Consider the following 22,768-nt stretch of genomic DNA (forward strand, 5'->3'; position numbering starts at 1 on the left):
GGGCAATCACCTCTTCTTAATCATCCAGCTCTCCACCTGCTGATAGATGTGATGACTTAACTTTTCCGCGTCATGACGCAAATAAGTGCGGAATAAAACCAGTTGGTCGCCTATTACCTTGTAGCCTCGCTTGGTCACCTCGTCCAGATCAAGCGGGACGACCTTGGCGCCCTTCTCTGCATACCTGCTCTGCACCTGAGGAGGAATTTCTCCATTATTGACAATCACGTAATCGAACAAATGATGCCCGACATGATGGTATACGGCTTGCAAATGATCGCTGACCGTATAATTATCCGTTTCCCCCGGCTGCGTCATCACGTTGCAAATAAACATTTTGAGCGCTTTCGATTCAAGAATCGTCCGCGCGATTTCCGGTACGAGCAAGTTCGGCATAATGCTTGTGTACAGGCTTCCCGGGCCAACCAATATAGCATCGGCCTGCTTCAGCGCATCGACGGCCTCCTCCAAGGGAGCCACATCGGCGGGTTCGATGAACACGCGCTTGATCACTTTGCCTGCCTTCGGAATCTTCGATTCCCCTTCGACGATCGTGCCGTCCGACATTTCCGCCTTCAATACGATCGCATGGTTCGCTGCCGGCAGCACTCTGCCCCGAACGGCAAATACGCGGCTCAGCTCGCGAACCCCGGTCACAAAATCGCCGGTAATATCGCTCATCGCTGCCAAAATTAGATTGCCCAAACTGTGACCGGCTAATCCCTGGCCTTTCTCGAACCGGTACTCCAGCATTTTGCCGAGCAGCGGCTCTACATCGGCCAACGCGGTGAGGACGTTGCGAATGTCCCCCGGCGGGGGCATCTCCAGCTCGGAACGCAAAATGCCCGAACTGCCGCCGTCGTCCGCCACCGTTACTATGGCGGTAATATCCATCGGTTTTTCTTTTAATCCGCGGAGCATGACCGATAATCCGGTGCCTCCGCCGATCACGACAATACGAGGGCGGGCGCTCTCTTTGCGGTTTTTGGTCATTTCTTCACCTCAACCCGGTCGCGTTCCGAGTCGCGGTGGCTTACACGAACCGTCTCCGTCTCACTATTGCCCATCACTTTACCCAAATATTCAGCTATTGCTACGGAACGATGCTTGCCGCCAGTACATCCAATGCCTACGACAACTTGACTCTTGCCTTCCTTCTTGTACTGAGGAACCAGGAAATTCAGCAAATCGAGCAGCTTGGCGAGAAATTCCTGCGTTTCGCTCCACTTCATCACATAATCGTACACTTCCGGATCTTGCCCCGTATTCGGACGCAGCGTCTCCACATAATGCGGGTTCGGCAGGAACCGCACGTCGAAGATAAGATCCGCATCGATCGGCACTCCGTACTTGAAACCGAACGAGATCACATTGATAGAGATACCGTCCGACTCCAGATTCGTAAATCTGGACACGATGCGCTCTTTGAGCGCGGTCGGCTTCAGGCTGCTCGTATCGATCACCTGCGTAGCCATCCCCTTGAGCTCCTCCAGCAGCTTGCGCTCCTGAATGATTCCTTCCAGAGGCGCTCCCGTAGGAGCCAGCGGATGCTTGCGGCGGCTTTCCTTATAGCGTTGAACCAGCACCGCATCGGTCGCGTCCAGAAATAAAATTTCATAGGTCAGCGTATGATTCTCTTGAATGTATCGAAGAGATTCGGATAACGATGTAAAAAATTCCCTTCCGCGCAAGTCGATCACCAAAGCCACTTTGCCGATGCGGCCTTTGGACTGCTCAATCAGCTCCGCGAATTTCGGGATGAGTACGGGAGGAAGGTTATCCACGCAGAAAAATCCCAAGTCCTCCAAGCTTTGCACGGCAATCGTCTTGCCTGCGCCCGACATGCCTGTGATAATAACCAGCTTGCCTAAGGTATGCATATCTTCCATGGGAATCCACCTCCGGGTCGCTCTCGGATTCATCAGCCAATTAAGAACGCAGATTGAGGCCTGCGGCGCCTACGATGCCGGCGTCGTTGCCGAGGCTTGCAGGCACGATATCTACGCCTTCTTTAGCCGCATCCTGAGCAAAATCATTGTAATATTTGCGCAACGCATCGAACAGAATATCTCCGGCCTTCGATACGCCGCCGCCTATAATAAAACGTTGAGGGTTCAGCACGACCGATACGGATGCCATCGACTTGCCCAAATAAAACGCAGCGCGGTTGATGATGCGAATGGCCACCTCGTCCCCCGACTTGGCCGCATCGAATACGTCCTTGGCCATAATGTTCTCTACCAAAGCTAGCGATGTCGATTCTCCGCGTTCGACCGCTTCCTTGGCCATGCGAATAATGCCGGTAGCCGAGGACACCGTCTCCAGACATCCTTTCATTCCGCAGCCGCAGTTGATAGCTTCCAAATCCGGCACGACCGCCATATGACCGAGCTCTCCAGCCATTCCTTTAAAACCTTGGAATATTTTACCATTAATAATAATGCCGCCGCCTACTCCCGTTCCGAGCGTATAGCATACTAGATTCGGAATACCCGCGCCCGCACCGCTCCATGCTTCTCCAAGCGCAGCCACATTGGCGTCATTGTCGATTTTAACCGTCTTGCCGAGCTTCTCTTCGAGAATTTTTTTGATAGGTACGTTGCGCCAACCCAGATTAGGCGACAGCTTGATAAAGCCCTCGGGAATGTCCATAAATCCGGCGATGCCGGCACCAATACCGTCCACCTGCTCCCACTCATAAGGGGACTCCGCCACCAGCTTGCGAACATACTGAGCGATATTCTCCAACACTACATCGGCGCCGTGCTCCGTTCCCGTCGGTCCTTCGAAGGTCTGCAGCAGCTTGCCATTCTCATCGCACAGCCCTACCTTAATTGCCGTGCCTCCCAGATCGACTCCAACGTACACTTTCTCTCCCATTTCTCAGGTCACCTCATAAACTATAATCACGTAAAGCTCATGTTCCAACTATAAGCCAACCCTAACCTGAGGTCAAGATAACGTCCAATATATTCATGCAGGCCCGCTAAGACCGAAAAAACGTGGAACCTTGCGTCCCACGTTCTCGCTTATCTTCTACAGTGTCTGGCTCCATTCGTGAACCGCATGTCCTTCAAGAAACTTCTCGCATTCGAGCGCAGCCATACATCCGCTGCCCGCCGCCGTAATGGCTTGACGGTATTTGCTGTCCTGCACGTCTCCACAGGCGAATACGCCTTCGACGTTCGTCTGTGTCGTACCCGGCTTCACTACGATATATCCGTGCTCGTCGGTCGTAATTTGACCGCCCAGGAAACCCGTGTTCGGCGTATGGCCGATGGCGACGAAGATGCCGTCCGTCTCCAGAATTTCTTCGGCTCCCGTCTCGTTGTTTTTCACTTTAAGCCCGGTTACGCCTTTATCCCCGCTCACTACGCCAAGAGGCGTCTTGTTCAGGCTCCAGGCGATTTTGGAGTTTTCGCGGGCGCGGTCCTGCATAATTTTGGAGGCGCGCAATTCGCTGCGGCGATGCACCAGACGCACTTCCGTAGCAAAGCGGGTAAGGAAGTTCGCTTCCTCCATGGCGGAGTCGCCGCCGCCCACTACGATGATTTTTTTGCCGCGGAAGAAGAAGCCGTCGCAAGTCGCGCATGTGCTCACGCCGCGTCCCATGCTTTCCTTCTCGTTCTCGATGCCGAGCAGCTTGGCGGATGCGCCTGTGGAGATAATTAAGCTCTCCGCTTGGATGTCGTCCATCCCCTCAACCGACAGCGTGAACGGACGTTTGGATAAATCCACCTTATTGACCCAGCCGGTTTTGAATTCGGCGCCGAAACGCTCCGCTTGCTTGCGCATATTGTCCATCAGCTCAGGACCCATAATTCCTTGAGGAAAGCCCGGGAAGTTCTCCACTTCCGTCGTCGTCGTCAATTGGCCGCCCGGCTCCGGTCCTTCGATAACGAGCGGGTTCAAGTTGGCGCGTGCCAAATAAATAGCTGCAGTCAGTCCCGAAGGACCCGTACCGATTACTACTGCTTTGTACATAATTTCCATTCCTCCTAAAAAAGTTTTCGTGAAGAAAACGTTCATCGCAAAGTCTGTTTCCCCAAGAAAACCGCGACCTACTTTATTTTATGATCAAAGCTTGAGAATGTCGGGAAGATGGCCTCCATCTTCTCTCTGATGCCGCAAGCTTCATCGATAAGTTTCACGTTTTTGCTGATTGTCGCTACCGACACATTGTAACGATGCGCCAGCTCATGCAGCGAGATCGCGCGGCGGTGCATTTTGGCGGTCAAATATTCCAGCGCGGCGGCCCAGCCCTCAGCCTTGGCAATTTTGGGCACATTCGGATACGCCCTCGATAAATATTCTACCCATAGCGTCTGCAGATCGTACTGCTGCACCATATCGTACCTGCGCTTCATCTCATGCATCGCCATATCCATAATATCCTGCCATTTGCGTTCCCAGACCGGTAAGTTCGGCGAAAACGGCGATGCCGGAATCATCTGCTCCAAGCCGTCCAGCACCGCGGATACCGGTTCGTGCATCCCGATATGACGCAGCACGAAGATGGCGACTTTTTTCAAATAATCGTCCTCGCCCGGTTCTTTTATAAATTCGAGCAGCGCTTCCTTCACTTCGCTGTCGGCGATGAGGCCGAATGCCTGTATGACCTGCAGCTTGGTTTCGGTATCTCCGTGGCGCAGAGCCCAGAAGAAGGAAGAGCGGACCAGCGGATCTCTCTTCAAATGGTCGGGCAGCCCTTCCGTTGACTTCTCCAATCCGCGGAACTGCTCCTCGAAGGGAAGATGATAATGATAGCTGACTTGCGGCTTCACCTGCTCGCTGCGGGATTGATGCAGCTGATTCAAATAAAACTTCGGAATTTCCGAGCCGGGGTCGAACTTCTCCGCTTGGCGCCACTGCCGTTCGGCTTCGTCATATCGCTTCGTATTGTATGCCGCAACAGCCGTATAATGAAACAGGCATGGATCAAGTCCGGCCTCGCCCGTCTTAAGCAGCCGTTTGAACAAACGGTACGCCGTCTCGTGTTCACTTAAGATGCCCATTGTGGTAGCCAGCTTAAACACATGATCCTGATGGAAAGGATAGGTTTTCCGCAAGATGCCAAGCAGTTCGGCCAAATTATCCTTATCCCCGAAATGCTGGTAAAAAATCGCCAGATTGCACAGCGCGTGCAAATTGCCGTGATCCAGCTCCAATACTTCGCGAATCATCTCGACGGACTTATCGAAATATCCCATATAGTAATACGCCAGCGCCAAATTGTTGCGCGCAGCCATAAAATCCGGATGCTTCTTGATGATCTTCTCTAAGATACGCACCGCTTCGGCGAATTTGCCTTCCTCCAGCATACTGCGCGCCCGGTCGTGCTCGAAGATCCCTTCCTGGCTCTTGATGGACGTCAGCTTGGTCGGGCGGTCCAGCTCGTAGCTGAGCAGCTCGATCATCTCCTCGGACTCCTCCAGAAACTGTCCGGTCGGGTCGTTCTCCAAGTAATGAATGATCGCCTTCTCCGCCGACTCGTAATTTTCCATATTGGCGAAATTATTCGCCATATAGAAGTAGCATTCGGTCATTGTAGGGTCGATTCGATCCAGCACATGCTGCAGAATGCGGTTGGATTCCTCGTAATTCCCCATCTCCGAGAGCAGTCCCGCTAAATTACAATGGTTCACCGGGTTCTCCGGCTCGTAATCGGCAGCGCGACGAAAATACTTTAATGCCTTATCGTAATGATATCGGTCCAAAGATTGAACGGCTCGTTCGAAAAAGAACGTGGCATCCATTTTCATCGGGATCACTTTATTATGTTTTGTTGGGTTAGCACGCTTTTTCTTTTCCATTATAATAAGGCACCTCCGGTTCCGTCTGGAATTCACAATAGGAAACCAGCGTTATTCTTACGAAAAGTATAGCATAATCTGCTAAAAATACATAAGTATGTCTGAAAAAACCTTTTGCGCCGCCGTCTTTCGGACAGGCGCTCAAGGCTTATGAGCATGGAAGAAGCGGCGCATCAGCGCCGCGGTGTAGTGCGGGTCCAATCTATCGGATTAAACGCCGCCGTATTTGAACAAGGAGCTGATAGAACCGCCGTCTTTAATAATGCGGATCGCATTCGACAAGAGGCCGGCTACCGACAATACCTGAAAGCGCGAGGAATGATCGTCCGGAATCGCGATGGAGTCCGTTATGACGACTTCTTTAATGTTCGGATGATCCAGCCGCTGCAACGCAGGTCCCGAGAACACGGGATGCGTAGCACAGATGTAAACATCATTCGCTCCGCGTTCTTTCAGCCCTTCCACAACGTTGACGATCGTCGTTCCCGTATCGATCAAATCTTCGAAAATAACCGGCGTTTTGCCTTTAACGTCGCCGATTACGTGAGTGACGACCGCTTCGTTATGCGCATAGCGCTTTTTGAACATCATCGCGATCGGAGCTTCCAGCACGTTGGCCAGGTTCTCCGCTCTGGTCACGCCGCCTGCGTCCGGAGAGACGACGATCAAATCGTCGATAGCTTTTTTCTTGATATGCGCGCTGAGCAGGTCAAGCGCCGTCAGATGATCGACCGGGATGTTGAAGAAGCCTTGAATCGCCGGCGCGTGCAGGTCGATCGTAATCACACGATCAGCTCCGGCCGCATTCAGCAAATCAGCGACCAATTTGGCCGAGATCGGCTCGCGGGGAGCAGCTTTACGTTCTTGACGGGAATATCCATAGTAAGGCACGACAAGGTTGATTGTTCTGGCCGATGCGCGTTTGGCCGCATCCATCATGACCAAGAGTTCCATGAAGTTCTCGTTGATCGGATGGGAGAACGTTTGCACCAAAAACACATCACAGTTCCGAATGGTCTCTTCGTAGCAGCAGTAAATCTCTCCGCATTTGAATCTGGAAAGCTTGACTTGGCCAAGGCTGACACCCAACTCCTCACAGATTCGTTCGGCAAGCTTGGGGTTGGATGATCCGGAAAAAATCTTCAGTTTGTCGCTAAACATGGTTAAAGGTTACCTCCGCTATGGATTGTTTACGTAAGTTTCAGTGGGCTGTAGCTTCCGATGCATCTATATAACATCAAGAGTCATTATACAATAAAAAATGTCCACAACCCCATTATACATGAAAATAAAGATTTAAGAAAAAGGCATTTCCGTGAAAGATGGGCAGAAGCTGCATAATAGCGCCCTTTTTGCCAGCATTAGGTGCAATATCCGCGGACCCAGCGTTTCTGCAATCGGCAATTCATAAAGACACAGAGCAAGGGCATAAGCGTTGAACCATCCTCTTAAGAAGAATCTGCTTCGCGCCGTATGCCCTTTGCTCGATGTTGCTCCCGCTGCGACGTCAGCGGGCGTTCCGGTTTTTTGCCCGAATACTTATACGCGGCCGACCATGCAATCGTTTCAAGTTATTTTTTGGAATTGTGGCGGCGGTCCAGCTCGCGCATCACGTCATCCAGCGGCAGCTTCGCTTCGCGCAGCAGCACCATCAGATGGAAGATCAAATCGCTGGATTCGTAGCGCAGCTCGTCGTTGTCGCGGTTTTTCGCCGCAATAATGACTTCGGCCGTCTCTTCGCCGACTTTCTTCAGAATCTTGTCGATCCCTTTCTCGAACAAATACGTCGTATACGCTCCTTCCGGACGCTCGGCGTCGCGCTGGGCGATGACCGACTCCAGACGCGACAGCATCGCGAAGCGGTCGTTCGGAGAAGCGTCCGCAGCAGCTGCGGCGGATTGCCCTTGCAGAGGCACGTTGTTGTAGAAGCAGCTGTACTGGCCCGTATGACATGCGGGACCGGTTTGATCTACCTGGATCAGCAGCGTGTCTCCGTCGCAATCGTATTTCAGCGCGCGGACCTTCTGCTTGTGGCCGGACGTAGCGCCCTTATGCCATAATTCGCTGCGGGAGCGGCTCCAGAACCATGTTTCGCCGGATTCCAGCGTTAGCCTGAGCGACTCCTCGTTCATGTAAGCGAGCATGAGCACGTCTTTGCTTGCCGCATCCTGCACGATCGCAGGCACTAAGCCCTGCGCATCCCATTTGATAGCTGCGGTCAGCTCTTCCCAAGACAGCGCAGCGGTTTGTTCGGTTTGTTCGTTGCTCATCGGACTTCGACCCCTTTTTGCCGGAGATTGGTTTTGACCTCGTCAATCGTAAGCTCTTTGTAGTGAAAAATCGTTGCGGCCAGTCCCGCATCCGCTTTGCCTTCGGTGAAAACATCGTAAAAATGGTCTTTCGTTCCGGCCCCGCCGGAAGCGATGACCGGTATGCTTACAAGCTCCGATACCGCTTTGGTCAGCGGCAGATCGAAGCCGTCCTTCGTGCCGTCGGCGTCCATGCTGGTGAGCAGCAGTTCTCCCGCCCCCAGCTCCTCGGCCCGCTTGGCCCATTCCAGCGCCTTGATGCCGGTGCCGTTGCGTCCGCCGTGAGTGAACACTTCCCATTCTCCCCACTCGGCGTTGAAGCGCGCGTCGATGGCGACGACGATGCACTGCGAGCCGAACCGGCGCGCCCCGTCGGAAATCAGCTGCGGATTTTTGACCGCGGCCGTATTAATGCCGATTTTGTCCGCTCCTGCGCGGAGCAGCCGCTTCATATCGTCCACGCTGGAGATGCCCCCGCCTACCGTAAAGGGGATCGTAATTTCGCCGGCCGTCTGCTTGACGACCTCCACCATCGTAGCGCGCCCTTCGACCGAGGCCGAAATATCGAGAAAAACGAGTTCGTCGGCACCCTCCCGGTCGTAGATGGCGGCCAGCTCCACCGGGTCGCCCGCATCGCGCAAATTGACGAAATTGACGCCTTTGACAACCCGTCCGTCCTTGACGTCGAGGCAAGGAATAATCCGTTTGGCAAGCATGCGCTCACTCCCCGTTCCCATAAAAATGAATGATGCCCTGATCGTGACTCCGCCGCTTTCGAATGAAGCTAATACATGTGGTGAAAAAGTCCGCTGCGGTGCCCATTTGATCTTCCAAGCGCTGTTGAAATCGGATTCTTTGAATTATTTTTTCCTTATTGCTATGGAGAGACTCCGTTTTTCTTAGGCGACCGCTTACGCTGTTCCAGCTTTCTATCGACTCATCGGCCGCTTGTTCACCACGCTTTTAGGAGTCTGGTGCTTCTATAGGCCCTGCTGCTTTCATTTGCATAGAGCCGTAAAATTGCTTAGCAGCTTCATGCCGATGCTGCCGCTCTTCTCGGGATGAAACTGCATCCCATAGATGTTGTCCCGGCCTACGATGGCCGTCACCTGCTGATAGTAATCCGTCGTAGCGAGCAGATCCGACGGCTGCTCCGGCTTCACATGGTACGAATGCACGAAGTACACATGTCCTTCTTCCACGCCGTCAAGCAGCGGGCTCGGCTGGCGAAACTGCAGCCGGTTCCAGCCCATATGCGGCACCTTATAGCCGCCGCTAAAGCGTATGACCTCTCCGGGCAGCAGGTTCAGCCCTTCGTGGGAGCCGTGCTCCTCGCTGCGGGTGAAGAGCAGCTGCATCCCGAGGCAGATGCCGAGCAGCGGCTTGCCGGTCTCGGCATACCTCACGACCGCTCCGTCCAGCTTCGATTCGCGCAGGTGCTCCATCGCATCGCCGAAGGCGCCGACGCCCGGGAGAATCGCTCCGGATGCGGCCATGATCCGCTCCTCGTCGGAGGTAACGACCGCCTCGACGCCGAGCCGCTCGACCGCCTTGCTGACGCTGTGCAGATTGCCCATGCCGTAGTCGATGATCGCGATCATGCTACAGCACTCCCTTCGTCGACGGCACGCCTTTCACGCGCGGATCGATGGTCGTCGCTTCGTCCAGCGCGCGGCCGAGCGCTTTGAAGATCGCCTCGATCATATGATGCGTGTTTTGCCCGTAGTGGACGATGACGTGGAGCGTAATGCGGGCTTCAAGCGCAAACTTCCACAAGAACTCTTGCACCATCTCCGTCGAGAAGCTGCCCACCTGCGTGGAAGGGTATTGGGCCCGATATTCGAAGTGCGGGCGGTTGCTGACATCGATCACGACTTGAGCGAGCGCCTCGTCCATCGGGATGAAGACGTTCGCGTAACGCTTGATCCCTTTCTTGTCTCCGAGCGCTTCGCGCAAGGTCGCCCCAAGGCAAATTCCGATATCCTCCACTGTATGATGATCGTCGATATCGATATCTCCGACCGCCTTCACCTTCAGGTCGAATTGGCCGTGCTTGGTGAACAGGTCCAGCATATGATTCAGGAACGGTACGTCCGTTTCGAGTTCCGATATGCCGGTGCCGTCGACCTGGAAGGCGAGCTCGATATCGGTTTCGTTCGTTTTGCGTGCGATGCTCGCCTGGCGAGCGGCTTGTTGTTGATCAGCCACGGGTATTCCCTTCTTTCTCCAATCGTATTTGAATGGCCCTTGCGTGAGCTTCAAGCCCCTCATGCCGAGCCAGCGCAATAATTTTATCTCCGTTAGCGAGCAGCGCTTCCTTACTGTAATAAATGACGCTTGACTTCTTCATGAAGTCGTCCACATTCAACGGCGACGAGAAGCGCGCCGTCCCGTTGGTCGGCAGCACGTGGTTCGGGCCGGCGAAATAGTCGCCCACCGGCTCCGAGCTGTACGGCCCGAGGAAAATCGCCCCGGCGTTCTCAATGGCGCTCAAGTATTGGAACGGCTCGCTCACGAGAATTTCCAGATGCTCCGGCGCCAGCCGGTTGACCGCATTAATGCCTTCCGCGAGGCTCGCCACGGTGAGAATCGCTCCGTAGTCGCGGATCGACTGCTCCGCGATCGCTTTCTTCGGCAGCGTGGCGAGCTGGCGGCTCACTTCCGCCTGCACCGCTTCGGCGAGCGATTGCGACGGCGTGATGAGAATCGCCGACGCCATCTCGTCATGCTCCGCCTGCGACAGCAGGTCGGCCGCGATGTAAGAGGCGTCCGCCGTCTCGTCGGCGAGCACGACGATTTCGCTCGGGCCGGCGATGCTGTCGATGTCCACGGCGCCGAACACATAGCGCTTCGCCAAGGCGACATAAATGTTGCCCGGCCCTACGATCTTGTCCGCGGCGGGAATCGATTCCGTGCCGTAAGCGAGCGCGGCTACGGCCTGAGCACCGCCGACGCGGTAAATCTCGCTCACGCCCGCTTCCGCGGCGGCTACGAGAATATGCGGGTCGATGCCCTCCACTCCGGCGGTAGCCGGCGGCGTAACCATCACGATCTCCGGCACTCCGGCCACTTGAGCCGGAATCGCGTTCATCAGCACGGACGACGGGTACGCCGCCTTCCCGCCCGGAACGTACAATCCGACCCGCTGCAGCGGCCGGATCACTTGGCCGAGGATGCTGCCGTCGGGCTGCAGATCCATCCATGACGAACGCTTCTGCTTCTCGTGGAAGCGGCGAACGTTGTCCGCAGCCTCCCGGATCGCTACGAGGAAGCTCTCGTCCACCTTCGCGTAGGCGGCCTCGATCTCCGCCGCGCTCACTCGCAGCTCCTCGATGCTCACGCCGTCGAACTGCTGAGCATAGCGCTTCAGCGCCGCATCGCCTTCGCGGCGCACGCTCTCAATAATGCTTTTGACCCGCTCGTTCTGCTCCTCCGAGCCGTATTCGACCTCCCGCTTCAGCGCAAATTCGCTGGCCGGCATAATCTTCATCACGTTTCCCCCTCTTTCCGTTACACTGCCTGCTTCCTAAGCTTTACCCGCCGACGCCATCTTCTGCTGCAGCTTGTCGCACAGCGACTGGATCGATTCGTTCTTCATCCGGTAGCTGACCCGGTTGGCGATAAGTCGGCTCGTAATGGAAAAAATTTGCTCCTGCTCCACCAGACCGTTTTCACGCAGAGTCTGCCCCGTCTCCACCATGTCGACGATCCGGTCGGCCAGCCCGATCAGCGGCGCCAGCTCGATTGAGCCGTTCAGCTTGATGACCTCGACCTGCTGCCCCTGTTCGCGGAAGTACTGCGACGCGACATTCGGGTATTTGGTCGCCACCCGCGGATTTAAAACCGGCTGCCAATCCGGCAGGCCGATGACCGACATCCGGCAGCGGGCGATACCAAGATCGAGCAGTTCATAGACGTCGCGATTCTCCTCCATCAGCACGTCCTTGCCGACGACGCCGATGTCCGCTACGCCGTACTCCACATAAGTCGCCACATCGACCGGCTTCGCCATAATGAACTCCAGCCCGGCCTCCGGGACCGGGATAATCAGCTTGCGCGAGTCGTCCATATCTTCCGGAATCGGAAAGCCCGCTTCGCGGAACAGCTTAGAGGCTTGCTTATATATACGCCCTTTGGGCATCGCTACTTTCAATACATCCTGCATGTCCCTGCTCCTTTACACAAACTCGATTACGTCGTTGTACGCCGCGCCGTTTACGGTAAACGCGCCCTGCGCCGTGCGAGCCGCTTCAACCCGCTGCGCTTCGCCGGCCAGAAGCCGCGTCTCCACCATGAAGTCTCCTTGCAGCCGCAGCGCCTGCGCCTTCTTGAACGCCTCGCCTCTGCGTGCGGCGGTATAAACGATCAGAACGGCGCCTGGCCGCTCGACCCGCTGATGGCTGACCGCCTCCAAAATCCGATTCGTCTTCAATGCGAATCCCGTTGCCGGAGCCGGACGCCCGAATTGAGTCAGCAGGTTGTCGTACCGTCCTCCGCTGCATACCGGGAAGCCGAGATCGGCCGCGTAGCCCTCAAAGGTCATCCCTGTATAATAAGAGAAATCGCCGATCATCGTCAGATCGATCAGCACATGCTCGCTGACGCCGTAAGCTTCCAGCACATCCCATACTTCGCACAGATGCGCAATCGACTGCTGCGCCAGCGGATCGCGGGCCACCTCCCGCGCCTGGGCGCAAATTTCTTGTCCGCCGCGCAGCCGCAAGATGCCGCTCAGCTCCCGCTCGACCTCTTCGGAGAGACCGAGCGATTTGATCGTATCCCGGTAACCTACATGATCGCGGTTCAGCAAGCATTCTTTTAGCGCCTGCTGCGCTTCGGCGCGCTCCTGCAGCGTTTCATTGAACAGTCCGGTCAGGAAGCCGACGTGGCCCAGAGCGATCTTGAACTTTTCCACCCCCGCCGCCTGCAAGCTGGCGATGGCCAGTGCGATAACCTCCGCATCCGATTCGGACGATGCGTCTCCGACAAGCTCCAGACCGGTCTGGAAAAACTCCGCATCCCGCCCCGCTTCCGCTTCAAAAGCGCGGAAAACGTTAGCGCGATAGGAGAGCCGAATAGGGAATGGCTGTTCCTTAAGCAGCGAAGATACAACCCTGGCGATCGGTGCCGTAACGTCCGACCGCATGACCAGCGTCGTGCCGTTGCGATCCAGCAGCTTGAACAGCTTGCGGTCCTCCGTAGAACTCGCCACCCCTACCGTATCGTAAAATTCCAGGGTCGGGGTTATAATTTCACGGTAACCCCAGCCTTCCATGCACTGCAGCACCTTCGTCTCGATCGCCCGCAGCTTGGCCGCCGCTTCAGGCAAATAATCCTTGACTCCGGTCGGCTTTTCAAATACTTTCGGTTTCGACACCGATCCTCACCCGCCTATATAAACAATAATAATTTCATCGCATTCGCTTTAGTTCGCTAATATGCTACCATACTACCAAAATAAAGAGTGTAATCGTAAGTTTACCATCTAACCTCGTCTTTCGTCAATGAGAAAACCATCGGACAACGTCCTTTCATGGAGGTTTACCTGCGCTCAGCAGCAGCTTTTACCGCCCCCGAACAAGGCGGCAGCTTATGCCTGGTTGACGCCGGCAGCGCCGGCGCCGTATAAAGACGCTTTTTATACGGCCCCCGATCAAGCCCAAACCGTTAAGCGTGTTCGGCAGCTCGATCGCTTACTCTTGAAGCCCGCCGCAATAAGCCACGACATCGCGGTACGGCAGCTTGCCGCCGAAAATATCGAGGGCGCTTCCGATCGTAATATCCAGCCTGCCGCCGCACAAGTCGCGGAACAACGTCAGATCGTCCATCGAGCGGGCCCCTCCCGCATAAGTCGTAGGAATGGAAACATGCTGCGACAGATGACGCACCAGACTTTCCTGGATGCCCGACTGCTTCCCTTCCACATCGACCGCATGGACCAGAAACTCATCGCAAAACCGTTCCAGATAACGGATATTGTCCGGGCTGACTTCAAAGCTGCTGAACGTTTTCCATTGATTCGTCACGACGAACCATTTGCCGTCTTTTTCCTTGCAGCTCAGATCGATAACCAGACGTTCTTTGCCGACTTTGTCAACCATCCGGTTTAAATTGTCGATATTCAGCTCGCCGTCCCGGAATATATACGAAGTGACTATCACGTGGGACGCTCCCTGCTCCAAATAGAAATCCGCGTTATCCGCCGTAATGCCGCCGCCGATCTGCAGTCCTCCCTCATACGCGCTTAACGCGCGGACGGCCGCTTCTTCATTGCCCCCGCCCAGCATAATGACATGGCCGCCGCGCAGCCCGTCCCGCCGAAACATCGCTGCATAATGGGATGAATCATGCTCCGACACGAAATTTTCAACGACGCCCAGGTTTCCCGTATTCAGCGTCTCCCCTACGATCTGCTTGACCTTCCCTTGATGAAGATCGATACAAGGCCTAAATTGCACCGCCGTTTCCCCGCTTTCTTCGTTCTCTCCTAATTACCCGCGTTCCAGTGCTTCCTCGGCCTCGTCAACCGGAACCCTTACGTCCGCACGGATCACCCGCAGCGGATTGCCCGCCACGAAGCTGTAGGGCGCGACATCCTTATGGACGACCGAGCCCGCTCCGATAACGGCATGATCCCCTATCGTCACGCCCGGCAATACGGTCGTATTGGCGCCTATCATCACGTTCGAGCCGATGCGCACCGCTCCGATCCGGTATTCCTTAATCAAATATTCATGCGTCAATATCGTCGAATTGTATCCGATGATGCAGTTGTCGCCGACTTCGATTTTTTCCGGGAAAAAGACATCGACCATAACCATTAACGCAAAGGAGGCATGCTCCCCTACCTTCATCCCGAGCACATGACGGTAAATCCAGCGCTTAAAAGACAAAAAGGGTGCATACCGCGTCAGTTGAATAAATGCAAAATTGCGAACCGCCTTCCAGAAGCTGACCGTGCGGTACATTTGCCACAATGAATTCGGTCCTTCGACCGGAAATCTATCGGTTCGTCTCAATCGAATTCCCCTCGGCTCCTGCGATAGGGAGCAGCTCCCTGATATCGTCGATAATATACGTCGGACGATAGTTGCGTAAGTATTCGACGCCTTTCATCGACCAAGCTACGCCCACCGACGGAATCCCCGCGTTATGGGCCGCCTCGATATCGTAATGGCTGTCTCCTACCATCAGCGCGCCCGCAGGATCGGAACCGAGCGCCCTGAGCGCTTTACGGATGCCTTCCGGATCGGGCTTGGGACGTTCCACATCGTCCACCGTCACAATCGCGCTGAAATAATCGTACATTCCGGTAAGCTTAAGGCCCATTTCCGTCGTCACCCCGACTTTGCTGGTGACAACTCCCAGCTTGATGCCCGCTTTGTGAAGCACGCCCAACGTTTCCTTGACATGCGGAAACTCCTTAACGAGCCGGTCGTGGTTCTCGATATTGTATTTGCGGTATTTTTGCACCAGATCGTCGACCGCATCTCTGCCGGAGAAAAAGCGCATTTGTTCTACCAGCGGTCTGCCCATGTTCGGGATAATATGATCGCGGGTTACCGGCTCCTTCGTCACCCCTTCGAACGTATGGAGAAACGACTGGATAATCAGCTCGTTCGTATCGACAATCGTTCCATCCAAATCAAACAAAATCGTATGAATCATCGCTCTAGCTCCTTTTTCTCATGCTGAAAGTTATTGCAGACTGCCCGGCTCGCCGATTTTGCCCGACTTATCCTTGTCTCCCTCCTGCTCCTGCTCCGAAGGCGGCGATCCTTCCGCCGTTTTCTCCGCAGCCGGTGCAGCCGGCTCCGCTTGGACCGCCTCTTCGCGTCCGGAACGGCTCTCGCCCGCACTGCCGCCTACAGGCTCGATTGCATCGGCATACTTGACGGAGGCGGCGCCCGTTTTTCTCCGGACCGCCATCAGAATAAAGGCGGCGATGACGATGAGAACCGCCAGCAGCTGCGATATTCTTACATTGCCTCCGTAGGTCATAAAGCCCGATTCGAAGCCCATCCATCTCATAGGGGACCACAGCCCGTTCATCAAGGAGGCCAGCCACTGCGGACCGGTAAAGTCCAAGCTGTCGGTTCTTAGCCCCTCGACAAAGAAGCGGCCGATCGAATACCAGATGAAATAGCTCATGAACAGTTCGCCCGCTCTCAAGAACGGTCTGCGGCGCAGCCAGAACAGCAATAAGAGACCTACTACGTTCCACAAAGATTCATATAAGAACGTCGGATGGTAGTACTGTCCGTCGATATACATCTGGTTTACGATAAAGTCCGGCAAATGCAGCGAGCTGCGCAGAAACGATTCGCTAACCGGTCCGCCGTGCGCTTCCTGGTTCATGAAATTGCCCCAGCGCCCGATCGCTTGTCCGACGATGAGTCCCGGCGCGCATATATCCGCGATTCTCCAGAACGAATAGCCTTTACGCCGAACATAGATCAAAGCTGCGATAATCGCGCCGATCAACGCTCCGTAAATGGCGATGCCGCCATGCCATACTTTAATAATTTCGGACAAATTGTCTTTATAATCTTCCCATTTGAACGCAACATAATAGATTCGCGCTCCGACAATGGCCGAAGGAACCCCAAGCAAAACCAAATCCATGAAAAAATCGGGGTTCATGCCGAATCGTTTTCCTTCCCGGATCGCCAGCATCAAACCTACCAACGCCGCCGTTCCGAGGATAATGCCGTACCAATGCACCTGCAGGGGCCCAATGGCAAATGCGATTGGGTTAATAGCCAGAAACATGTTGCTCCTCCTTTGAATGGAGTGCCGGGCACTCTATTATTCCATATCGTCCATTTCTTCGGACAACGATTCGGTCAGCTTGTTCGTAAACTGCAGCGCGGCATTGTAGCCCATCCGCTTCAGCCTGAAATTCATCGCCGCCACCTCGATAATAACCGCAAGGTTTCGTCCGGGACGGACGGGAATCGTGACCAGCGGCACCGCGGTATCGATAATTTGCGTCGTTTCCTCATCGAGCCCCAGCCGGTCGTACTGCTTGTCCTGCTGCCAGGTTTCCAGGCGGATGACTACCGATATTTTCTTCACATTGCGCACGGCTCCCGCACCGAACAAGGTCATCACGTTGATGATGCCGACGCCGCGGATTTCCAGCAGGTGACGGATCAATTCCGGCGCGTTCCCGTTCAATATATGGTCGGCCGTCTGACGAATCTCGACCGCGTCGTCGGCGATCAGGCGATGGCCCCGCTTGACGAGCTCCAGCGCCGTTTCGCTCTTCCCGATGCCGCTGCTGCCGGTAATCAGCATCCCGATGCCGTAGACGTCGACCAGAACGCCGTGAATCGTAGTAGACGGAGCCAGCTTGTTTTCCAGAAAACCTGTGATGCGGCTAGCCAGGATGGTCGTTGACGTTTTAGTACGCAGCACCGGTATGTTGTAATCGTTGGCCGCGGCCAGCAGCTCGATCGGAACATCCAATCCCCGGCTGATCAAGATGCAAGGCGTATCTTCAGGCGCGCACAATCGTTTCATCCGGTCCATCCGCTCTTCCGACGAGAGACCGTCGAAGAAGGTCAGCTCGGTTTTCCCGAGAATCTGCACCCGCTCCGTAGGATGGAATTCGTAATAGCCTGCCATTGCGAGTCCGGGGCGGTATAAATCCGCTACCGTAATAGGCCGCTTGAGACCGGCGTCGCCGCAAATCACTTCCAGGTGGAACTCTTGAACCAAGTCAGATACTTTCACTTTTCTAGCCATCTCTGCTCCGTCTCCTTCGTTTTCCCAATAAACCCATCGTATAAAAAATAACCGGATAAATCAACCAACCATTAGGATTTGTCCCGGGGATTTGCCTAATTTGTGCAGCTACAGACGAAATTGCCTCACCTTTTGAATAAACATTTTGACCGCCATCGTCTCCGAGGCCGTTTTCCGGTCCTGAAGCATAATAAAGCTCCGCTTGTTTTTGGTCCCCTTGACCTGAATCCCGCACAACTCTCCCGCTTCAAGCTCTTTGCGCACAACCAGCTTCGACAGCATGGCAACACCGAGACCTGCTGCGGCGGCCTCCTTCACCCCTTGATTGCTGTTAAACACATAGGAGCGTTTGACTGTTACGCCGATTTCCGCAATAAAATGGTCGCTGAAGGCTCTGGTGCCCGATCCGCTTTCGCGGAATACCCAGACCAGATCCTGCAGAACCTCCGGCTCCACCGTCTTGCGTGAGCACAGCGAATGCCCCGGATGGGCTACCAGCACCATTTCATCCTCCATAAAAGGGGGCGGCACCTGGATTTCCGCATAATCCACTTTTCCCTCCACCAAACCGATATCGAGCTCGTTGGCCCTTACGGCCTGAACGATCTCTTCCGTATTGGCTATAGTGACTTCTATATCGATCTGCGGATATTGGGAGGCGAATTCTGACAGCAGATGAGGCAGAATATATTCGCCGATCGTAAAGCTTGCGCCGACTTTGATCGCGCCGGTCACTTCGTCCCGCAGTAAATGGATTTCCTCCCTGGCCGTATCGTAGAGCGCCAGCATTTGTTTCGCATGTTTATATAAAATAGCGCCCGCTTCCGTCATCTTCACATGCTTGGGCGAGCGGTGAATGAGTTTAACGCCGAATTCATTTTCCAAGTTGCGAATGTGCAAACTGACCCCTGGCTGAGACAGATTAAGCAGCTCGGCCGCTCGGGAAAAGTTGCTTTGCTCCACTACCGTTACAAAAATTTTCATCGTATCGACCATCATTTTGGACATCCTCCATACTTCCATCCCTTGTAACCCATTGTATCCGTTTACCCGCGGTTGAACAATCCCGCCGGGCGGCGGCTCCAATCATAACAAATCCCAATAGTACGAATAGCATATCGGTATTTCCCTTTTTTTATGGAGCATCTTATAGTAAGAGGCGTAAAGAGCATGCATGTTTCTTTGATTCGATATATCCAAACTGCACGACAAGGAGCGGATGCAAGCATGAGTCAATCACAAGCTATATCTCTGCCCAATAAAAGCAAGCAAAACTTAGGCTTCGCGCTCGGAATCGGTCTCACCCTGCTCATTTCTTTAGCGGCCAAATTTTTATCCGGCTTCCCGTTTCTCAGCATTATGGGGCAGCTCGTCATCGCTATATTGATCGGAATCGTATGGCGCGCCGCCCTAGGCGTGCCTAGCCAGGTGATCGCGGGGACCAATTTCTCCAGCAAAAAGCTGCTTCGCCTGGGCATTATTTTGCTCGGCATGCGGCTGAATCTGATGGACATCGTCCATGCGGGCCCCAAAGTATTCCTTATAGCGGCGCTCGTTATCGCCTTTACGCTGTCCGTCGTCTACGGCCTGGCGCGGCTGTTCAAAGTCGAAAAAAGGCTGAGCATCCTGACCGCCTGTGGCACGGCGATTTGCGGGGCTGCCGCCGTTGTGGCCATAGCGCCGCAGATTAAGGCCAAGGACGACGAGACCGCTATCGGCGCCGCCATGGTAGCTATATTAGGAACCTTATTTACGCTGCTGTATACGTTCCTGTACCCTGTCATGGGCTTATCCGCTTTGGGCTACGGCATTTTCTCGGGGGCGACCCTCCATGAAATCGCTCATGTGATTGCGGCGGCCGCTCCCGGCGGCAACGACGCCGTAGACATGGCCGTAATCGTCAAGCTGACCAGAGTCGCGCTGCTGGTTCCTGTCGCCATCCTGATCGGGATTTGGGCGAACCGTTCGGAACGGAAGGAACAAGGAGGAGGCAAAGCTTCCTGGAAATCGATACCGATTCCCTGGTTTATCTTCGGCTTCCTTATCGTTAGCGGAATCAATTCGTTCGGCATCATCCCCGCGGCGGCAGCAAGCAATATCGTCATTATCGCCTATCTGCTTATTGCTATGGCTATGGCCGGTCTCGGTTTGAATGTCGATTTGGTTACGTTCCGCAAGCTCGGCATGAAGTCGTTCGCCGCGGGACTCATCGGATCGGTTTTATTGTCCGGACTCGGCTTTATGCTCATTCACTTGCTTCATCTTACCTAGTCATGAATTACAAAATAGCCCCACTAAGTGGGGCCTTGATTTTGAATATACTTCAGTACTTTGCGGGGAGCCCGAAGTATATTCAGCTCTATATCGCCAAAAAAGGCCAGTCGAGACGACTGGCCTTCATTATTTGCAATTAGCTGTTAATAAGAATCGACAATGTCGTTTGTTGATCGAAGAAGTGAACTTTATTCATGTCGATCGCCAATTTTACGTTCGTACCTTCTTTGAAGCCTGCGCGTCCGTCTACGCGAGCGACTATGCTGTTTTTGCCGATGCCGTTCAGGTACAAGAACATTTCGTGACCCAAGTTCTCGGCAACCTCAACGTGAGAATTCACGATGGAGTTAGGCGATGCTTCCAAGAATACAGGCTCTTCGTGGAAATCCTCAGGACGAACGCCCATAACGATTTCTTTGCCTACATAGCCTTTTTCGCGAAGAATTTTAGCTTTGCCTTCAGGCACTTCCACGTTCACTCCGCTTGTTTTGAAGTACAAGCCGCCGCCTTGCTCAGCCAAGGAGCCGGTAACGAAGTTCATGGACGGGGAGCCGATGAAGCCCGCAACGAACATGTTCGTAGGGAAGTTGTAGATCTCTTCCGGCGTAGCCGCTTGTTGAATAATCCCTTTATCCATAACGACGATACGGTCGCCCATCGTCATCGCTTCTGTTTGGTCATGCGTTACGTAGATGATTGTCGTTTCAAGACGTTTGTGCAGTTTGCTGATTTCGGCGCGCATTTGTACGCGCAATTTGGCGTCCAAGTTGGACAAAGGTTCGTCCATCAAGAATACTTGAGGTTCGCGGACGATCGCGCGGCCCAAGGCAACGCGCTGACGCTGACCACCGGAAAGTGCTTTTGGCTTACGATCCAGCAAATGCTCGATGTCGAGAATTTTCGCAGCTTCGCGTACGCGAGCGTCGATGTCGGCTTTTTTGAACTTACGAAGCTTCAAACCGAAAGCCATGTTTTGATACACGTTCATGTGCGGATACAAAGCGTAAGATTGGAAAACCATCGCGATGTCGCGGTCTTTAGGTGCAACGTCGTTTACCAAACGGTCGCCAATGTAAAGTTCGCCTTCAGTGATTTCTTCCAAACCTGCAATCATACGAAGAGTTGTGGACTTACCGCAACCGGATGCGCCGACAAGAACCAAAAACTCTTTATCTTTGATTTCAAGATGAAAATCTTTCACCGTCGCTTCTTCAGCACCTGCGTATCTTTTAACGATGTGGTTTAAACGTACACCTGCCATGGTTTTATTCCCCCTACGGATTTAGTATCAAGTTATACTGTTATCTTACCGTAGGAACGGTTTTGTGACTATGCACAATCTTCACAAAAAAATCACTTTCTTTTCGTTACTTTGTACAATAGTAATGCAATCTTCACAAGCACCGCGTCATTGAAGGTCCGAACATCCAATCCCGTCTCCTGCTTGAACTTGTCAAGCCGGTACAACAGCGTATTGCGGTGGATGTACAGTTTCTTGGCCGTTTCGCTGACGTTGCAGTCCAATTGGAAAAACTGCTCCAGCGTCGTCATCGTCTCCGCATCCAGCGCCGAATCCAGCCTCTTCAGCACGCGTTCGAGAAAACCCGCTTTCTCCGCTTCGGGAATCAGATGAATCAGCTTCTCCAGCTGCAGCATCCACGGAAGATGCATATTGCTTCCCATATGATAGGTTCTTCCCAGCATCATCGTTTCCCTCAGCTGAAGCACGGTCGCATATAACGATTTGGCGGGAGTCATCGGATAATGGATCGCCAGATGGCATTCCCCGACCCACTCGTTCTCCAGCATTTCGTGAAGTCCGTAGCCGACGGCGGCCAGCGTATCCTCCAGCGTGTCCTCCTCGCCGTACTCGCGTTCATCCGTCGTATCCATGGACAGCATTTTCTCGGAACCCAGGATGAGCCACTCCTTGTCCATTAACGGAATTAAGATCATCTCCGCGTCAAAGAACGATTCCAGCAGCTTCTTTAATTCCTGGTAGCTGACTCTCCTGGATTGCGAATAATCCCCGTACAGCAAAATCGGGATTTTCGTCGAATAGAGCGACAGCTGCGCTACCAGCGCATCCGGCATTTCCGCATTGGTTAGCCCGAGATCCTGCTGCTGCTTGAACCAATCCCTTACCATACCGGCCTTTCGTTCTTCCTCGCTGGCGGCCGGCACCGCTTTCTTATCCTGGGCGCGTCTAGTATCCAGCATCATCTCTACGAGCTTACGCTCCGCCTGATTCAATCTGGCGGCATCGATAGACAGAACAAGCGCATCCTGCTGCTCCTTGTGAACGAGAAACACGATCTGCCCCTCGTACTGCAAGCTTTTGGGCGGCGCTCCCTTGCCCTTGGCCTCCGTATCGGCTTCACGCAGCCACTGCTCAAAGGTCCACCTCGATAGTCTTACGGGTCCTTCAAAAATCTGTTCCAGCTGTTGTCTGAGCGGTTCCCAGTCCATACCCGAACTCCCAACGTAAGTGTATTTAGGGCTTGCTGAACAAATCAAAAATTCAACAGTAACAAGGGTTTGGCGCCTCTTTTGTCGAATTTAGGTGCAAGGAAAACGAAGGCTAACCCGTGAAAAACCTTGCACTTGGAGGCGTCCGAATTG

General features: G+C 54.1%; 22 protein-coding genes. 1 reads left to right on the forward strand and 21 read right to left on the reverse strand.

Translation table 11 applies throughout. The features are described from left to right. Nucleotides 1-6 precede the first annotated feature (6 nt). The 19 genes from mgfK to N0M98_RS03760 all read right to left on the reverse strand — a co-directional run bounded on the left by mgfK (nt 7) and on the right by N0M98_RS03760 (nt 18,871). The gene (gene mgfK, locus N0M98_RS03670) at nt 7-993 is read right to left on the reverse strand and encodes a gluconeogenesis morphogenetic factor MgfK (protein WP_249860064.1); all 987 of its coding nucleotides are present in this window, start codon (nt 991-993) and stop codon (nt 7-9) included. Continuing rightward, complete coding sequence (gene rapZ, locus N0M98_RS03675) at nt 990-1,889, reverse strand: RNase adapter RapZ (protein ID WP_249860065.1); 900 nt, start codon at nt 1,887-1,889, stop codon at nt 990-992. The genes mgfK and rapZ overlap by 4 nt, the downstream gene beginning before the upstream one ends. A 40-nt stretch (nt 1,890-1,929) precedes the next feature. Next, the gene (locus N0M98_RS03680) at nt 1,930-2,880 is read right to left on the reverse strand and encodes an ROK family glucokinase (RefSeq protein ID WP_249860066.1); all 951 of its coding nucleotides are present in this window, start codon (nt 2,878-2,880) and stop codon (nt 1,930-1,932) included. A gap of 156 nt (nt 2,881-3,036) precedes the next feature. Then, nucleotides 3,037-3,984, reverse strand: a complete 948-nt coding sequence (gene trxB, locus N0M98_RS03685) for a thioredoxin-disulfide reductase (protein WP_259616984.1) — start codon at nt 3,982-3,984, stop codon at nt 3,037-3,039. A gap of 77 nt (nt 3,985-4,061) precedes the next feature. Further along, the gene (locus N0M98_RS03690) at nt 4,062-5,813 is read right to left on the reverse strand and encodes a tetratricopeptide repeat protein (protein WP_259616985.1); all 1,752 of its coding nucleotides are present in this window, start codon (nt 5,811-5,813) and stop codon (nt 4,062-4,064) included. Between the two features lie 210 nt (nt 5,814-6,023). After that, nucleotides 6,024-6,974, reverse strand: coding sequence for a ribose-phosphate diphosphokinase (locus tag N0M98_RS03695; RefSeq protein WP_259616986.1), 951 nt, complete (start codon nt 6,972-6,974; stop codon nt 6,024-6,026). Between the two features lie 410 nt (nt 6,975-7,384). Then, nucleotides 7,385-8,083: a bifunctional phosphoribosyl-AMP cyclohydrolase/phosphoribosyl-ATP diphosphatase HisIE gene (hisIE, locus tag N0M98_RS03700; protein WP_259616987.1), complete on the reverse strand. Its 699-nt coding sequence runs from the start codon at nt 8,081-8,083 to the stop codon at nt 7,385-7,387. Further along, on the reverse strand, nt 8,080-8,838 hold the full coding sequence (hisF, locus tag N0M98_RS03705) for an imidazole glycerol phosphate synthase subunit HisF (protein ID WP_259616988.1): 759 nt from the start codon (nt 8,836-8,838) through the stop codon (nt 8,080-8,082). The genes hisIE and hisF overlap by 4 nt, the downstream gene beginning before the upstream one ends. A 282-nt stretch (nt 8,839-9,120) precedes the next feature. Continuing rightward, the gene (gene hisH, locus N0M98_RS03710; protein WP_259616989.1) at nt 9,121-9,723 is read right to left on the reverse strand and encodes an imidazole glycerol phosphate synthase subunit HisH; all 603 of its coding nucleotides are present in this window, start codon (nt 9,721-9,723) and stop codon (nt 9,121-9,123) included. Nucleotide 9,724: 1 nt separating this feature from the next. Next, nucleotides 9,725-10,330, reverse strand: coding sequence for an imidazoleglycerol-phosphate dehydratase HisB (gene hisB, locus N0M98_RS03715; protein WP_249860073.1), 606 nt, complete (start codon nt 10,328-10,330; stop codon nt 9,725-9,727). Then, nucleotides 10,323-11,612: a histidinol dehydrogenase gene (gene hisD / locus N0M98_RS03720; protein WP_259617004.1), complete on the reverse strand. Its 1,290-nt coding sequence runs from the start codon at nt 11,610-11,612 to the stop codon at nt 10,323-10,325. Before hisD ends, hisB begins: the two co-directional genes overlap by 8 nt. A 36-nt stretch (nt 11,613-11,648) precedes the next feature. After that, nucleotides 11,649-12,287, reverse strand: coding sequence for an ATP phosphoribosyltransferase (gene hisG, locus N0M98_RS03725; RefSeq protein ID WP_249860075.1), 639 nt, complete (start codon nt 12,285-12,287; stop codon nt 11,649-11,651). A 12-nt stretch (nt 12,288-12,299) separates the two neighbouring features. Further along, nucleotides 12,300-13,499, reverse strand: coding sequence for an ATP phosphoribosyltransferase regulatory subunit (locus N0M98_RS03730; protein WP_249860076.1), 1,200 nt, complete (start codon nt 13,497-13,499; stop codon nt 12,300-12,302). Between the two features lie 316 nt (nt 13,500-13,815). Beyond that, the gene (gene hisA / locus N0M98_RS03735) at nt 13,816-14,580 is read right to left on the reverse strand and encodes a phosphoribosylformimino-5-aminoimidazole carboxamide ribotide isomerase (RefSeq protein ID WP_259616990.1); all 765 of its coding nucleotides are present in this window, start codon (nt 14,578-14,580) and stop codon (nt 13,816-13,818) included. Between the two features lie 33 nt (nt 14,581-14,613). After that, entirely contained in the window at nt 14,614-15,141 is a 528-nt protein-coding gene (locus N0M98_RS03740) for an acyltransferase (protein ID WP_259616991.1), read from the reverse strand. Beyond that, nucleotides 15,125-15,790, reverse strand: a complete 666-nt coding sequence (gene ppaX / locus N0M98_RS03745) for a pyrophosphatase PpaX (RefSeq protein ID WP_259616992.1) — start codon at nt 15,788-15,790, stop codon at nt 15,125-15,127. Before ppaX ends, N0M98_RS03740 begins: the two co-directional genes overlap by 17 nt. Nucleotides 15,791-15,820: 30 nt before the next feature. After that, on the reverse strand, nt 15,821-16,894 hold the full coding sequence (lgt, locus tag N0M98_RS03750) for a prolipoprotein diacylglyceryl transferase (protein ID WP_249860080.1): 1,074 nt from the start codon (nt 16,892-16,894) through the stop codon (nt 15,821-15,823). Nucleotides 16,895-16,930: 36 nt separating this feature from the next. After that, entirely contained in the window at nt 16,931-17,872 is a 942-nt protein-coding gene (hprK, locus tag N0M98_RS03755; RefSeq protein WP_249860081.1) for an HPr(Ser) kinase/phosphatase, read from the reverse strand. A gap of 108 nt (nt 17,873-17,980) precedes the next feature. Beyond that, complete coding sequence (locus N0M98_RS03760) at nt 17,981-18,871, reverse strand: LysR family transcriptional regulator (RefSeq protein ID WP_249866342.1); 891 nt, start codon at nt 18,869-18,871, stop codon at nt 17,981-17,983. Nucleotides 18,872-19,099: 228 nt separating this feature from the next. On the opposite strand from N0M98_RS03760, the gene N0M98_RS03765 reads away from it, so the two are divergent. Continuing rightward, complete coding sequence (locus N0M98_RS03765; protein ID WP_259616993.1) at nt 19,100-20,143, forward strand: YeiH family protein; 1,044 nt, start codon at nt 19,100-19,102, stop codon at nt 20,141-20,143. Nucleotides 20,144-20,282: 139 nt separating this feature from the next. Here N0M98_RS03765 and N0M98_RS03770 read toward each other — a convergent pair whose 3' ends face one another. Continuing rightward, the gene (locus N0M98_RS03770; RefSeq protein ID WP_249860083.1) at nt 20,283-21,407 is read right to left on the reverse strand and encodes an ABC transporter ATP-binding protein; all 1,125 of its coding nucleotides are present in this window, start codon (nt 21,405-21,407) and stop codon (nt 20,283-20,285) included. A 92-nt stretch (nt 21,408-21,499) separates the two neighbouring features. Continuing rightward, entirely contained in the window at nt 21,500-22,615 is a 1,116-nt protein-coding gene (locus N0M98_RS03775) for a PucR family transcriptional regulator (RefSeq protein ID WP_249860084.1), read from the reverse strand. Nucleotides 22,616-22,768: the final 153 nt, after the last annotated feature.

The organism is Paenibacillus doosanensis (assembly GCF_025060755.1).
In the GTDB taxonomy this organism is placed as follows: Bacteria; Bacillota; Bacilli; order Paenibacillales; family NBRC-103111; genus Paenibacillus_S; species Paenibacillus_S doosanensis.

Excerpts from the sequence above, each read along its gene's own strand:
- hisF (WP_259616988.1), bottom strand. The coding sequence starts at position 8,838 with ATGCTTGCCAAACGGATTATTCCTTGCCTCGACGTCAAGGACGGACGG.
- rapZ (WP_249860065.1), bottom strand. The coding sequence starts at position 1,889 with ATGGAAGATATGCATACCTTAGGCAAGCTGGTTATTATCACAGGCATG.
- hisH (WP_259616989.1), bottom strand. The coding sequence starts at position 9,723 with ATGATCGCGATCATCGACTACGGCATGGGCAATCTGCACAGCGTCAGC.
- trxB (WP_259616984.1), bottom strand. The coding sequence starts at position 3,984 with ATGTACAAAGCAGTAGTAATCGGTACGGGTCCTTCGGGACTGACTGCA.
- hisIE (WP_259616987.1), bottom strand. The coding sequence starts at position 8,083 with ATGAGCAACGAACAAACCGAACAAACCGCTGCGCTGTCTTGGGAAGAG.
- mgfK (WP_249860064.1), bottom strand. The coding sequence starts at position 993 with ATGACCAAAAACCGCAAAGAGAGCGCCCGCCCTCGTATTGTCGTGATC.
- ppaX (WP_259616992.1), bottom strand. The coding sequence starts at position 15,790 with ATGATTCATACGATTTTGTTTGATTTGGATGGAACGATTGTCGATACG.
- N0M98_RS03770 (WP_249860083.1), bottom strand. The coding sequence starts at position 21,407 with ATGGCAGGTGTACGTTTAAACCACATCGTTAAAAGATACGCAGGTGCT.
- hisG (WP_249860075.1), bottom strand. The coding sequence starts at position 12,287 with ATGCAGGATGTATTGAAAGTAGCGATGCCCAAAGGGCGTATATATAAG.
- N0M98_RS03690 (WP_259616985.1), bottom strand. The coding sequence starts at position 5,813 with ATGGAAAAGAAAAAGCGTGCTAACCCAACAAAACATAATAAAGTGATC.
- N0M98_RS03775 (WP_249860084.1), bottom strand. The coding sequence starts at position 22,615 with ATGGACTGGGAACCGCTCAGACAACAGCTGGAACAGATTTTTGAAGGA.
- N0M98_RS03695 (WP_259616986.1), bottom strand. The coding sequence starts at position 6,974 with ATGTTTAGCGACAAACTGAAGATTTTTTCCGGATCATCCAACCCCAAG.
- N0M98_RS03765 (WP_259616993.1), top strand. The coding sequence starts at position 19,100 with ATGAGTCAATCACAAGCTATATCTCTGCCCAATAAAAGCAAGCAAAAC.
- N0M98_RS03760 (WP_249866342.1), bottom strand. The coding sequence starts at position 18,871 with ATGATGGTCGATACGATGAAAATTTTTGTAACGGTAGTGGAGCAAAGC.
- lgt (WP_249860080.1), bottom strand. The coding sequence starts at position 16,894 with ATGTTTCTGGCTATTAACCCAATCGCATTTGCCATTGGGCCCCTGCAG.
- hisD (WP_259617004.1), bottom strand. The coding sequence starts at position 11,612 with ATGAAGATTATGCCGGCCAGCGAATTTGCGCTGAAGCGGGAGGTCGAA.
- N0M98_RS03680 (WP_249860066.1), bottom strand. The coding sequence starts at position 2,880 with ATGGGAGAGAAAGTGTACGTTGGAGTCGATCTGGGAGGCACGGCAATT.
- hprK (WP_249860081.1), bottom strand. The coding sequence starts at position 17,872 with ATGGCTAGAAAAGTGAAAGTATCTGACTTGGTTCAAGAGTTCCACCTG.